Below are 13,203 nucleotides of genomic sequence, written 5' to 3' on the forward strand. Positions count from 1 at the left end.
ATGAATGCTGCGCCGATCGACCCGCGCGCGTTCCGTAGCGTGCTGGGCCAGTTCTGCACGGGCATCACCATCATCACCACCGTGCACGACGACGTACCGATCGGTTTCGCCTGCCAGTCGTTCGCCGCGCTGTCGCTGGACCCGCCGCTGGTGCTGTTCTGCCCGACCAAGGTGTCGCGGTCCTGGCAGGCAATCGAGGCCAGCGGTCGGTTCTGCGTCAACGTGCTGACCGAAAGCCAGAAACACGTCTCGGCGCGCTTTGGTTCAAAGGAGCCCGACAAGTTCGCCGGAATCGATTGGCATGCATCGGAACTCGGTTCGCCGATCATCGAGGGATCATTGGCATACATTGACTGCACTGTCGCGTCCGTGCACGACGGCGGCGACCACTTCGTGGTCTTCGGTGCGGTCAGTTCGCTGTCCGAGGTGCCGAAGATCAAGCCGCGTCCGTTGCTGTTCTACCGCGGCGAATACACCGGCATCGAACCGGACAAGACCACCCCGCCCAATGGCGCGACGACCTGGAAGCCTTCCTCACCACGACCACCCAGGACACCTGGCTCTAGCGAGCCTGATGTAAACAATTTCGACAAGGCATCAGGGCGTCGGAAAATGTCCAATACTTTGACTTTTGTCGTTTAATTATGACCATTGTTTTTTGCAATAACTGGATTTAATTTCTCTGTGACGGCCCCGTGCCGGGGTCCCGACCAGAGATAGGGCATAGCAATGACAATCGAAGCAGCCGAATCCCGCGTTTCCGAACTCCGGAAGCGCCAGGCGTCCGACGAAGCCTGGCAATGGATTCTCGAACTGAAAGAACGTGCGAAGGCGGACAGCGCGGCCGCGGAGGCTGAGCTCAACGCGATCTTCAGCAAAGGCGCCGCGCCAAGGAGCCTGGACGGTCCAACCAACGGGATCCTGGTGATGACCACGACGAACCCGCTCGTCGACGCGGCCGTACGATTCGTCACCAACCTGTGGATGCCGTGGCAAGGGAAACGCTTCGACTCCGAAGGCCACGCCGGCGACAACCGGATGACATCCGGTTCGCGCCTGCCGTCCAAGCTGCTGTGGCCGATGTACCGAATGAAAGACGCGGCCGACGGCAAGCTCGCCTTCGACTTCAAGACCTATCACGACGCCGGCAAGCTGGACCCGGACGTGCAGGTCCTGGTCATCGACTACGCCGACGTCAAGGAGAACCCGTACGTCATCATCCGCAGCATCCGCGACGAGTTGGTCGAGGTGGTGCCGGGCACCTATCTCGGCAAGATCCTGTTCCGGCTGCCGAAGGGGCGCTACGAGATGATCGGCTTCTTCGCGCTGCGCACCTAGAAGTCCGGGTCAGGCCCGGTCGTCCGCCTCGACGGCCGGGTCATAGCCGGGCAGGTCCAGCTCCTCGCGCAACAGCTCGGCGGCACGTTCGGCGAACATCGAGATCGTCAGGAACGGGTTGACGCCGATCGCGCGCGGGATCACCGAGGCGTCGCACACATACAGGCCTTCGTAGGTGCCGCCGTCGGGCCGGAACACCCGCCCGGCGTGGTCGACCACTCCGGCGTCGACGTTGTCGGCGGTGACGCACCCGCCCATCGGGTGAGCGGTGATCAGGTGCTTGCCCAGGAAGCGTTTGTCCCAGCGCGGGTTCTTGATGTACGTGCCGCCGATGGCCTCCACCGCCGGGCGCATCACGGCGTCCACGTCCTTGTACACCCGCTCGGTCGGGGCGCCCGGCCAGTCGATCTTCACGCTGCCGTTCTTGCGCAGCACCAGCTCCCCGTCGGAGTTGTCGTGCACCATGATCAGGAAGCCCAGCGAGTGATTCATCGCCCCGTCGGTGTTGAAGGCGATGTCGCGGCGCCAACGCTCCAACTTGGCTCTGCGGTAGTCGCGGTGGCTGGCCGCCGCCAGTCCCATCAGCCCGAACCGGAAGCTGTCGACGAGCGCGCGGGGCAGCGAAAGGTCCTGGACGGTGAATCGTTTCCGCAGGTCAGATTGGTCGGCGCCGAAGCGCATCGCCGCGGTGATGCTGGGGCCGCAGGCCAGCAGTGAGCGTGGCGGGCCATCGGTGGTCGCCCAGGTCTGGGTGTCGGTGCGCATGTCGGTGTTGTAGGCGATGCCGAAGTTGTCGCCGTTGCCGCTGAAGTTCTTGCCGAGCCGAGTGGACAACGGCAACCCTGCCCGGTTCGAGCGCAGCAGGATCCCGTTGCTGCCGAGCGTCCCCGCCGACACCACCACCCGCCGGGTGATGACCGCGGATTCCTTCCCGGCACCCTTGTCACCGGTGCGCCGGGTGACCACGCGCCAGCGGCCGTCGCCGGCCGGCTCGATGCGCTGGGCCTCGATGCCGGCGAACAACTCGACGCCGAAGTGGGCGGCCATCGGCAGGTAGTTGGTCATCAATGTGTTCTTCGAACCGGTGTTGTCCCCGGTGCCGTCGCCGCCATGGTTGGGGCAGCGGCGCCGTTGCACGCCGTACTTGGTGACGCGATCCTCGGTGCTGACAGTGATGTCCAGTAGCTGCAACTGCGCCCCGGCGTTCTTGGCGATCTGGGTGAACGCCTCCACCCGGCGCAGCGGCACGTTCTCGGCGTAGGGCACCGCGCCGAGCATGCGCTTGGCCCGCGCGTAGTACGTCTCGAGTCCTCCGACGGACGGGCCCTGTTCCACCAACCGCTGGATCTCCCGCGGCCAAGAGGACAAGAAGACCTCCCGGTCCGGCACGATCGCCACGTTGAAGTTGATCAGCGAAGTGCCGCCGAGGCCGTTGGCGTGGATGACGTCGATGGTCTTGAACCGCTCGACCTCGATCAGGCCCAGTGGGTTGAACGGCGAACGTAGCTGCGCCGCCGCCGCCTTCTCGGTTTCGGGGAAGCTGCCGGTGGGATGCTCCGACCCGCGCTCGAGCACCGCAATGCGCAGCTTGCCGCCGGCCCGCGCATTGGCAACCCCGAGCCGTGCGGCGGTGATGGCGCCGCCATACCCAGAACCCAGGATCACCACGTCGTACTCGCTGCCCAAGGCTTGCAGCGGTGTCGCCAAAGCCGCGGCCATTTCCGCCATATCAGCAACCTCCAATCCGCTCAATGTGTAGCGCAGCTTAAACCCTTGGCCACGTCGCTACCAGAGTTGACTTGGTATTCGTTCTAACAATTTACGTCCGCCGCAATCAATGGCACTAATGGCGGCGGCGTAAAGTAGCTTTACATCGCGAATTCGGCACTCGGTGCCAGCCTGAAAAAATGGCAAAAAAGTCTCGCGTTAATAATGTGCGGTGTTGTACTGTGCGAACTCACCACTTTTCCAGCTTCATCTGATCGGGAACCGCCATGCCGTTTTTGTCTGCCGCGCCGGAGTTGTCGGCCGCCGCGACGGCAACCCGGAAGCCTGATGTGGAGACCATCCGCCCCGCCCCCGGCGGGGCCATGCGCAAAATGCGCCGCCGCGCGCTGGGCAAGGCGGACCGGTCGCTGCAGACTCTCGGTCGCTTCTTCGAACTGGCCGCCCAGGCGGCGGTCTACCTGGCCACCGATCTCGTCCGGTTGCGTCACCCGTGGCGGGACACGCTCAGTCAGGCGTCGTTTATCGTCAGCGTCACCGCCATACCGGCCCTGCTGATTTCCATCCCGTTCGGCGTCATCGTCGCCGTCCAAGTGGGCAGCCTCATCCAACAAGTCGGCGCGACGTCGATCTCCGGGGCCGCCAGCGGCCTCGGCGTGATACGTCAGGCCGCGCCGATCGTGGCCGCGCTGCTGCTGGGCGGGGCCGCGGGTGCCGCGGTGACCACCGACCTGGGCGCCCGTAACATCCGCGACGAGGTGGACGCCCTGCGGGTGATGGGTATCGACCCGGTGCAGCGGCTCGTCACGCCGCGGCTGGCGGCGATGGTCGTGGTGGCGCCGCTGCTGTGCGTCTTCATCATCTTCATGGGGCTGTCCGCCGGCTACGTGATCAACGTCGGCTATCAGTCCGGCACCCCGGGCAGCTACATCGCCTCCTTCGGGTCTTTTGCCACCACAACAGATCTCGTGGTGGCACTGCTCAAAACCTGGTTGTTCGGTGTGATCGTCACCTTGATCGCCTGCCAGCGCGGGCTGGAGGCCCGAGGCGGTCCACGCGGTGTCGCCGACGCCGTCAACGCCTCGGTGGTGCTGGGCGTGGTCACGGTATTTCTGCTCAACCTGGTGATCACACAATTCGTCACCATGTTCATGCCGACGAGGGTCGGCTGATGACCCAGTTCACCGCGCGACCGTCGCGCTACCTACCGCACGGACTGGGCACCGCCGTCCGGTTGCCGATGTCAGTGGGCCACCGCGGCCTGTCGTTCTTCGAGCGGCTCGGCCATCAGGCGACATTCGTCGCCCAAATGCTCGGTGCGGTACCGCGAACACTTGCCAGGTACCGGCGCCATACGGGCACCATCCTCGTCGACATGGTCTGGGGCAGTGGGTCGTTCATCGTCGGTGGCGGAACAGTCGGCGTACTGGTCTTCATGGGCGCCGCGATTGGCGCGTCGGTCGGAATCGAAGGATATGCCGCCCTGGACATGGTTGGCATGGGGCCGCTCACCGGATTCATCTCCGCCTATGCGAACACCCGCGAAATGGCGCCGATGATCGCCGCGATCGGGTTCGGCGCTCAGGCCGGCACGCGAATGACCGCCGAGCTCGGTGCCATGCGGATCTCCGAGGAGATCGATGCCCTTGAGGTACAGGGCATTCAGTCGATTCCGTACGTGGTGACCCCGCGGGTGATCGCCAGCATGATCACCATCGTCCCGCTCTACTTGCTGGCGCTGGTGCTGAGCTACCTGTGTTGTGCGCTGGTGGTCAATGTGGTGCACCGGCAGTCCTCGGGCACCTACGACCACTACTTCGACGCGTTCATCCAACCGTCGGACGTGCTCCTCTCGATCGTCAAGGCGAGTATCTTCGTGCTGCTCATCGTGGCTATCCACTGCTACGAGGGTTACTACACCGCCGGTGGCCCGGAAGGTGTCGGCCACTCCTCTGGGCGGGCGATCCGCGCCAGCCTGATTTCGGTGGTCGTTGCCGACATGGTGCTGACGTTGGTGTTCTGGGGCAACAATCCGGGCCTGCGGTTGTCGGGGTAGCAGATGAGCAGCTCTCGCGCCCTGCGCATTCGGGGTTTGACCGTCGCGGCCGCACTTGTCGTGGCCGGCGGCGTGCTCTACGAGACCGCGCACGGCACCTATGACGACACGTTCAAGTTGACCTTGGTGGCCAATACGATCGGCGAGGGTCTGGCACCTGGCGCCGAGGTCAAGTTCCACGGTCTGGCCATCGGATCGGTGAAGGCGCTGGAGTCGATCGGCTACAACAAGCAGAAGATGACCGTGGTGCTCGACCCGCGGCAGGCCCGTGCGCTGACCACCGACACCAAGGCCAGGTTCACGTCCTCGAACGTCTTCGGCACGGCCGCAGTCGAACTCGTCAGCACGGGCAGCGGATCGTCATTGCGGCCGAACCAGACCCTGGTGATGGCCGCCGACGTGCAGGCCGCCTCGATCACCGGGCTGCTGCGCCAGGGGCAACGATTGAGCCGCAGCTTCGACACACCCGAGTTCGCGCATGTGATCGAGGTGTTGCGCCGGCACGCCGGCATCCTGGAGCCGGTGGCCAGGGCCGGTGCGGACCTGGCCAGAATCGTTGCCGACAGCGACACCATGCCGGTGGCGCAATCACTTTCGGTGCTGGCATCGTTTGTGGGCGGGTTGCGTGACGTGCTGCCCGTCGTAGGTTTGACCACCGGGCTGCTCGACGGGCTGACGCCGTTGGTCGCGCCCGGCGCGGTCGACCGAACCAACCTCGTTTTCCAGCAGACCGGTCAGCTGCTGATGGATGTCGGCCGGATTTCCGCGCGTAACAACCCCTGGATCATTCAGCTGGTCAACGCGATCATGAACGTCGGAATCCCGGCGTCGTTCGCCGCCGGCAGCCTTGCGCCGGCCTATGACCGGCTCTCCGGACTGCTTGACCGCGCCGACGGCGCGCTCACGGTAGTGGACGGCCAAGTTCGACTGCGCACCGAGGTGACCCTGGATGCCGGAGCACCGCGATGAGACAGCTTGGCAAACCGCTGTTTTGGCTGATCGCATTCACCGCGATAGCGGCGGTGTGTGCGATCCTGCTCCTCACCGCCTTACGCAGTCCGGTCAGCGGTCCGGTGTCGCACTACACCGCGACGTTCACCGACGTCTCGGGCCTCGACGTGGGCAACGACGTGCGGATCTCTGGCGTGCAGGTCGGAAAGGTCCAGGCCATCCACCTCGAAGGCCGCACCGCCAAGGTCGATTTCACCGCGCTGAACGCACACCCGTTGTACCGCAACACCATTGCAGCGGTGCGTTATCAAAATCTGCTGGGCCAGCGCTATGTCGAGCTGGTCCAGCCACCCGCCGCGAGTGACAGACTGCCCACCGGCTCGGCCATCCCACTCGGGCAGACCGTGCCGTCCTTCGACATCACTCGACTTTTCAACGGCCTTCGCCCGGTGTTCCAGACACTCGACACCGCCCAGCTCAACCAGTTCGGCGAGAATCTCTTGCGCCTGATCCAGGGCGACGACAGCGGGATCGGTTCGGTACTGCGGGACCTCGACGCCATCTCCAAATACGCCGTAAACCGCCAGGCCGTCATCACCGTGCTGCTGCGCAACCTCAGCGCGCTCTCGCAAGACCTGGGCGGCAAGTCCCAACAGCTCTTCCACCTCATCGATGCGCTCACCGACGCCCTGAGCACCTTCACGTCCCGGGCAGAGCAGTTCCGCACCTCGATCGACATCGAGCTACCGATGCTGCGCAGCCTGGTTCAGGTATTGCGCACCGCGGAACAAGGCTTCGACGCGTCGACTTCGCCGCTGTACGGCCTGGCCACCCGGTTGTTCCCGCAGACGCCAACCGTCATCGCCGGCCTGTCGCTGACCCCAACGCTGATCCAGGGCCTGCGCGACTCCCTGGTCGACGACGAACGTCCCCCGCTCACCTGCTCCAACGGCGAGCTGCACCTGCCCGGAATCGGTGAAGTGTCCTTCGCTCAACAGGGTTTGGTGGTGTGCCGGTGACCAGGTTCAGCTTGCGTAACCGGCGATTACTGCACGAGACCGCCGAAGCGGCGCGCAGTCGCCGGCTCGGGATAGTGGGTGTGTCAGCGATCGCGGTAGCGTTGGTCACGACCGGGCTGGCCTACGTCAATCCCACCGGGCAGGCCGACTTCACGGCTCACGCCACCACCTCGGGCGGTGCGCGCAGTGGCGACGAGGTTCGGATCGCCGGTATCCCGGTGGGAAAGGTCACCAGGGTGCGGCTGGACCGTACCCTGGTTGAGCTGAAGTTCAGCGTCAAACGGTCGCTGCTGATCGGGTCCGAGTCGACCCTGGACATCAGGTTGTTGACACCGTTGGGCGGGCACTACCTCGCCCTCGACCCGCAGGGCAGTGCCCCGTTGGGCCGCAACGGAATTCCACCCCAACGGGTGAAGGTCCCGTTCGAAGGCAACGACATCATCCAGGCGGCGACACCGTTCCTGCGGGATGTCAACGGCCAGGTGATTCACGACACCTTCACCGAACTGGCCGACGCAACCAACAATTATCCCAATGCGCTGCGCGAGATCCTGCAGTCCGCCAACGAGTTGACTCGATCGTTGAGCAAGATGAGCGGCGACTTCCACCGCGGCGTGGACTTCGTCGATCATGCCGGCAGCGCCCTTGCCGCTGGACGCCACGAAATCACGGCGTTGCTGGAGCAGTTCGCGCTAGTAGGGCAGCGCTACACCTCGAAATCTGTTGACATCATAGAGTTCTTCACGCTGCTGGCCGAACTGACCCGCATCATCGACCGGGTCATGGTGTTCTACAACCGCGAGCTTGCACCGTCGATCAACGGCATCGACGACATCGTCTCGGCGCTGGTGGCCCATCCGGATCGGGTGGGTAAGGCCAGCGAAGGCCTCGGCCAGATCCTCAACGTCTTGTTGCCCATGCTGCGCGGCGACCACGTGGTCGTGGACCCAGGCAACCGCGTACCTCATGCGCAGACGGTCTGCCTGCCGAACATGGTGAAGCAGTGCTGAAATGAAGAAGCCGGTACTGATAGCAGTGGTCGTGGCGGGTGTGGTCGCCACGGCGGTGACAGGTGCCAAGTTGATGGCACCGGAGTTCGGCGCCGCCAGGGCACTATGCGCGGAGTTCCATGACGCGGTCGGCCTGTACCCGGGCAACAAGGTGCAGTTGCTGGGCATCGATGTGGGTTCCGTAACCGCGATCACCAATGAGGCCGACCACGTCCGGGTCGACTTCACCGTCCCCAACGACCTCGAGCTGCCGGCCGACGTGGGAGCGCTGAGCTATTCACAGTCGGTCGTCGCCGACCGGCATGTCGAACTCACCAAGCCGTATGCCGCAGGTCCGAAACTGACCGGCGCACACTGTATCAAGCTCGAGTCGACGAGGACCCCGATCAGTGTCAGCCAAACCTTCTCTGCTGTCGACAAACTCGCCGGCACCATCCTTGGGTCAGGCGGGGGCCAGGACCCGATGAAGGCGCCCGGGGCTCAGGCGATCAACGAAAGCCTGGCCGCGTTGAGCCGCTCTTTGGAGGGAACCGGCCCACAACTCGGCGAAACGCTGCGGGACCTCGTGGCCCTTGTCGGCGATCCCAACAATGCCGACGCCGAATCCCGTCGGCTGCTGGCGAACAGCGAAGTGCTTACCTCCGATTTACTGCAGCACTGGGACACCTTCAGCACCGTGATCCAGTCCCTGCCCGAGAGCCTGCGGATGATCGAGGGGCTCTCGACCGGCTTCGGGTCTGCGCTGGGCCACCTGGCGCACTCGCTCCCGCTCCTGGTCGATGCGTTGAACAGATTCGGACCGCGGGCGTACAACAACATCGGCGACAAGCTGATCCCTTGGCTACGCGATGTCCTCACCGCCTTCACACCACAGATCGTCGGATTCATCAACGCGTTGCCGCCCGTGACGAACTGGATCGCTTCGCAGTACCAGCCGGCCTGGGGCGCCCACAACGTCACCTACCTTCCGCCGCAGGTGTCGATGTCACCGGCGCAGGCCGGTGCGGTCTGTGATGCGTTGCGGCAGCGCAACATACCCGGTGCCGAGGCGGCGTGTGCACCCGGCGCACCCCCCGACGCGGTCTCGCTGGGCCTGACCGATCTTTTGATGGGAGCGGCGGCATCATGATCCGGCGTGTACTGCCCGCCTTGATAGTGATCGGGCTGCTATCCGGCTGTGCGCTGGACCCGACCCGGCTTCCGGTACCCGGCGCGTATGCGCCAACCGGCAAGTACTCCATCAAGATCGAATTCTCCAGCGTGCTGAATCTGCCGGCGCGGGCCAAGGTCGACCTGGGTGGAGTGCAGGTGGGCGTCCTGGATCGGGTCCAGTTGGTCGGCAACACGGCCGTCGCCCACATCGACGTCGACGACAGCGTCAGGCTGCCGCGCGACCTGCGCGCCGAGTTGCGCCAGGCGACGGTGCTGGGCGACATCTACATCGCGTTACTGCCTTCGGAAAGCCCGGCGCCGGTCTGGTTGCATGATGGCGACACGATTCCGCTGCGCAACACGGTTCCGGCGGACAACGTCGAGGACATCCTGCGCTCCGTGTCGACCTTGGTGTCCGGTGGCTCGCTGAACACCCTGCAAGAGTCGGTGGTCAACTTCAACCATGCGTTCTCCAAAGACCCGGCCGAGTTGGACCGGATGCGGCAGAAGCTGGCCGGGATGCTGCACGATCTGGCGGCGAACGAAGATGTGATCGACGAGATCCTCAGCGGCACCGCAACTGTGAGTGACGGCCTGCTGGCCGACACATGGGCGTTCGACCGGCTGGTCAACGAGGGGCCCGCCAGGCTTCGGGGCATGGCCGCCGTGCTACCGGGTATCATCCAACTGCTTGTCTGCGCACAGGATCTCGGCCGTTACGGTGGCCAGCTACTGGTCCCCAATGCCCCAGACCTACTGCGGATGCTGTCCTACATCACCCCGACGGTGCGGACAATCGCGTCAGCCGACATCACCTTTCCGGCCATTGCCGACAAGTTCGTCGCGCTGATGCGGGACAAGTTGATCCCGTTCTACAGCAACGGCGGCCCCAAACTGAGCGTCACCACCGACCCCGGAACGCGTGCGGACGAAGCGATCTCGGTACTGCGAACGATGGGGATGCTGCCATGAGGTTCAACGTGACGGTCACCTCGGCCATTCTGGCGGTGGTGACATTGCTTGGTGCGGCCTATTTGACGTTCGGTGTGCTCAACGTCGAACCGACCGGCCAGAGGACCCGGCTCACCCTGCTGCTGGACAACTCCGGTGGGTTGATGCCCACCTCGCAGGTGACGATGCGGGGGATACGGATCGGTAGAGTAGCCGGAATCCAAACCACCCCCACCGGATTGCTGGTCTCGCTGGACATCGACCAGCAGCATCCCGTCCCGGCCGACAGTGCCATCAGCATCCAAAACTTGTCCCTGGTCGGCGAGCAGTACATCGACTTCACGCCGAAACACGTTGCACCGCCCTACTTCAGCGACGGCACCGTCATCCCGGCGGAGCGGGTCGCTGCCGCCGTCACCGTCAGCGACCTGCTGAACAAGGCCAATGCGCTGCTGTCGGTGCTCAACCCGACATACGTCAACAACATCGTCGGCGCCGTCTCGGTGGCCTTCGCGGACAACGACGCCGCCTTGGACTCGCTGGCGAGCACCGCGGGCCTGGCCGCGAACATGGAGCGGGACAACAACCTGCTGCTGACCACGCTCTTCGGCAACGTCGAAACGTTGACCACCGACATCAGTAAGCAAGACGTCGGTGGCTTACTCACCAGAAGCGGTGCGGCCCTGCCCAGTTCGGTGTCGGCGTTGGCGGATCTCACCCGCAGGGTCGACGAGTATGCGCACACCGGTGACGGCGTCTTCGCCCCCGGTGCCCCGGTCCCCACCTTGGTGTCCAACCTCCAGCGGTACCTCGACATGCTGTCAGGGCCGCTGAGTACCTTCGCCGCGGCGTTGGAACCGGCCACCGCGCCGCTGCGCGAATTCAAGGTGGACGCAGGACACTTCGTCGACGTGTGGGAGTCGACGTTCAACGACACAGGCGGCGTTCGCGTGCACGTCACCGTACCGAGAGGACACCCGTGAGCAACGACACCCTGATTGAGGAGACAATCGAAGACACCGCCGAGGCCGGCGAGGCTCCCGATGCCGGCGTGCCCCGTGCTCCATACCGTCGGCGTTGGGTTTGGGCTCTTGTCGTGTTGGCGTTGGTTGCAGCCGGGTGGTTCGGATTCGACAAGTACCGCAACGTCTCCGGGGAGTTGACGGCACTGCGGCACAGCGAAGCGGACCGCGAAACCGCGTCGCGGCTCGCTCGGGACTACGCGCTGAAATCGCTCACCTACAGCTTCGAGGACCCCGACGCCTTCTTCCGCGCTGTCGAGGATGGCGTCTCGCAGACACTCAAGGACAAGTACGTCAACGCCACCGAGCTTCTCAAAGGCATCATGACGCAAGCACAGGTCACCTCATCCGGTGAGGTACTGGCCACCGACGCGGTAGCGCAACCGGGGCAGGTCTACCAGGTGGTGGTATCGGCCGCGCAGACCACCCGCAATCTGCAGAACCCCAAGTCGCGGGTGTCTCTGATCCTGTTGCAGGTCACCGTCAACAGGACCGGCGACAAGTGGCAGGTGTCCGACATCGGACCCAAGGCCGGCAGCCACGCCAACGCAGACCCGATGTCGCCACCGGAACCCGGTCCCGTCCCCGGCCGATAAAGGTTTGGCGACCGCACCGCGCGGAAATGCGTTCCGTATGCCGGACACTCGGGCCGTCGAGGCGCTTACTGACTACCTGAACACCCAACTCGACGAGATCGCGGCCGGGGATGCCGGGCTGCGCAGCGGGGACGACCCGATCCACGACACCCGGGTGGCTATCCGACGGCTGCGCAGCACGCTGCGGGTATTCCGCAAGGCGCTCGACGGTCCGGCGGTGGGTGACATGGACGACGAACTCAAGTGGTTCGCGGGACTGCTGGGCGAGGTCCGCGATTGCCACGTCCAGTCGCGCCGCTTCTCCGAAGCGCTCGACGAGTTGCCCGATACCCTGGTACTGGGTCCGGTACGATCGCGAATTCGCAACGAGCTGAAGGCGATTGAACTGCCGGCCCGCACCCGCGTCGGCGAAGCAATGGAATCCGAACGCTACCTGGCTCTCACCGCGGTGCTACGCGACTGGCGGGCCGACCCGCCCGTTGCTGCCGGCCTCACCCGCAAGCAACTGCGCAAGCGAACCGATCGCGCGCGGCACAAGGCGGATAAGCGCCTGGCCGAGGCCCTCGACGGCGGCTCCGGCGAGATGCTGCACCGCGCACGCAAGGCTGCCAAGCGCGCCCGGTACGCCGCCGAACTGTGTCGCCCGATCGATAAGGGCGCCAAGCGGACAATCAAGCGGTACAAGCATATTCAGCAGGTATTGGGTGACCATCAGGATGCCGAGGTGGCCACCGCCACGCTTCGACGGCTGGCGATCGCTGCAGGAACAACCCCCGGAGAGAACGGGTTCACCTACGGGCTGCTGTATGCGCGGGAGCAACGAATCGCAACGCGCAGTCGCGAAGCGGTGCGCGGGCTCTGACTCCTCAGGTGTTCGCCCCGCCGTAGTGCTCGGCGTCGCGCTGGGACCCGTCCTGGTAGTTGGGGTTGGTCAACTCTTGGCTCCACGCCTTGTCCTCGGTTGGCGCATCGTCATCAACGCGGTCAGCGTTGTTTCTGCGGACCGTCGGGTCGATGGTGTCGGCGCGCTTGAGCTGCTCGTCGAGTTGCTCGCGCGATGTCGCCACCTCGTCCTGGTGGGCGGCGGCACGTTCCTGCAGCCGGGCGGCTTCGGCGGCCTTGGCCTCCGCCTCGGCCTGCGCCGCACGCGCCTTGGCAGCGGTTTCCTGTGCGAGCGCCTCGCGGCGTTCCACTCGGGCGGCGTCCACCCTGGCCTGCTCGCGGATTTGTTCGGCTTGCTCCAACTGGCGGCGCCGCTTCGCCCTGGTCGAGACGACGACGAGTGCGGCAATCAGCGCGAGGAGCACGAGTGCGGCGATCACAATCCAGACGATATTGCTGGTACTCATAATGAGCTCCATCGATAGATCGGTGTGCGGTTAT

The 13,203-nt window shown here is 64.8% G+C and carries 13 protein-coding genes and 1 pseudogene; 12 read left to right on the forward strand and 2 right to left on the reverse strand.

Annotated features, from left to right (window positions below; translation table 11 throughout):
* Positions 1-566: pseudogene (gene hsaB, locus BN972_RS23640) on the forward strand (3-hydroxy-9,10-secoandrosta-1,3,5(10)-triene-9,17-dione monooxygenase reductase subunit).
* Between the two features lie 163 nt (positions 567-729).
* Entirely contained in the window at positions 730-1,338 is a 609-nt protein-coding gene (locus tag BN972_RS23645) for a hypothetical protein (RefSeq protein ID WP_036363195.1), read from the forward strand.
* A 9-nt stretch (positions 1,339-1,347) separates the two neighbouring features.
* Here the strand turns inward: BN972_RS23645 and BN972_RS23650 are convergent, their stop codons facing one another.
* Positions 1,348-3,066, reverse strand: a complete 1,719-nt coding sequence (locus BN972_RS23650; protein ID WP_036363199.1) for a GMC oxidoreductase — start codon at positions 3,064-3,066, stop codon at positions 1,348-1,350.
* Positions 3,067-3,332: 266 nt separating this feature from the next.
* Here BN972_RS23650 and BN972_RS23655 point away from each other — a divergent pair, with 266 nt between their 5' ends.
* Genes BN972_RS23655 through BN972_RS23700 form a run of 10 tightly spaced genes read left to right on the forward strand, consistent with a single transcriptional unit; the run spans position 3,333 to position 12,682 of the window.
* Positions 3,333-4,235 carry an MlaE family ABC transporter permease gene (locus tag BN972_RS23655; protein WP_080697109.1) on the forward strand — a complete coding sequence of 301 codons (903 nt, stop codon included), beginning with the start codon at positions 3,333-3,335 and terminating at the stop codon, positions 4,233-4,235.
* Positions 4,235-5,119 (forward strand): MlaE family ABC transporter permease, encoded by an 885-nt coding sequence (locus BN972_RS23660; protein WP_036363203.1) that lies wholly within the window; start codon positions 4,235-4,237, stop codon positions 5,117-5,119. Before BN972_RS23655 ends, BN972_RS23660 begins: the two co-directional genes overlap by 1 nt.
* A gap of 3 nt (positions 5,120-5,122) precedes the next feature.
* Positions 5,123-6,088, forward strand: a complete 966-nt coding sequence (locus BN972_RS23665) for an MlaD family protein (protein ID WP_036363205.1) — start codon at positions 5,123-5,125, stop codon at positions 6,086-6,088.
* Complete coding sequence (locus BN972_RS23670) at positions 6,085-7,089, forward strand: MlaD family protein (protein WP_036363208.1); 1,005 nt, start codon at positions 6,085-6,087, stop codon at positions 7,087-7,089. The genes BN972_RS23665 and BN972_RS23670 overlap by 4 nt, the downstream gene beginning before the upstream one ends.
* A complete protein-coding gene (locus BN972_RS23675) occupies positions 7,086-8,099 on the forward strand; it encodes an MlaD family protein (RefSeq protein ID WP_036363888.1) in 1,014 nt (337 codons plus the stop codon). The genes BN972_RS23670 and BN972_RS23675 overlap by 4 nt, the downstream gene beginning before the upstream one ends.
* Before the next feature lies 1 nt (position 8,100).
* Positions 8,101-9,228: an MlaD family protein gene (locus BN972_RS23680; protein WP_036363211.1), complete on the forward strand. Its 1,128-nt coding sequence runs from the start codon at positions 8,101-8,103 to the stop codon at positions 9,226-9,228.
* The gene (locus tag BN972_RS23685; protein WP_036363214.1) at positions 9,225-10,223 is read left to right on the forward strand and encodes an MlaD family protein; all 999 of its coding nucleotides are present in this window, start codon (positions 9,225-9,227) and stop codon (positions 10,221-10,223) included. The genes BN972_RS23680 and BN972_RS23685 overlap by 4 nt, the downstream gene beginning before the upstream one ends.
* A complete protein-coding gene (locus tag BN972_RS23690; RefSeq protein ID WP_036363217.1) occupies positions 10,220-11,185 on the forward strand; it encodes an MlaD family protein in 966 nt (321 codons plus the stop codon). The genes BN972_RS23685 and BN972_RS23690 overlap by 4 nt, the downstream gene beginning before the upstream one ends.
* Positions 11,182-11,820, forward strand: coding sequence for a hypothetical protein (locus BN972_RS23695; protein WP_235192556.1), 639 nt, complete (start codon positions 11,182-11,184; stop codon positions 11,818-11,820). Before BN972_RS23690 ends, BN972_RS23695 begins: the two co-directional genes overlap by 4 nt.
* Positions 11,821-11,857: 37 nt before the next feature.
* Positions 11,858-12,682: a CHAD domain-containing protein gene (locus BN972_RS23700; RefSeq protein ID WP_051545744.1), complete on the forward strand. Its 825-nt coding sequence runs from the start codon at positions 11,858-11,860 to the stop codon at positions 12,680-12,682.
* A gap of 4 nt (positions 12,683-12,686) precedes the next feature.
* Here the strand turns inward: BN972_RS23700 and BN972_RS23705 are convergent, their stop codons facing one another.
* The gene (locus tag BN972_RS23705; protein WP_051545745.1) at positions 12,687-13,169 is read right to left on the reverse strand and encodes a hypothetical protein; all 483 of its coding nucleotides are present in this window, start codon (positions 13,167-13,169) and stop codon (positions 12,687-12,689) included.
* Positions 13,170-13,203 lie beyond the last annotated feature (34 nt).

Source organism: Mycobacterium asiaticum DSM 44297 (assembly GCF_000613245.1).
Taxonomy (GTDB): domain Bacteria; phylum Actinomycetota; class Actinomycetes; order Mycobacteriales; family Mycobacteriaceae; genus Mycobacterium; species Mycobacterium asiaticum.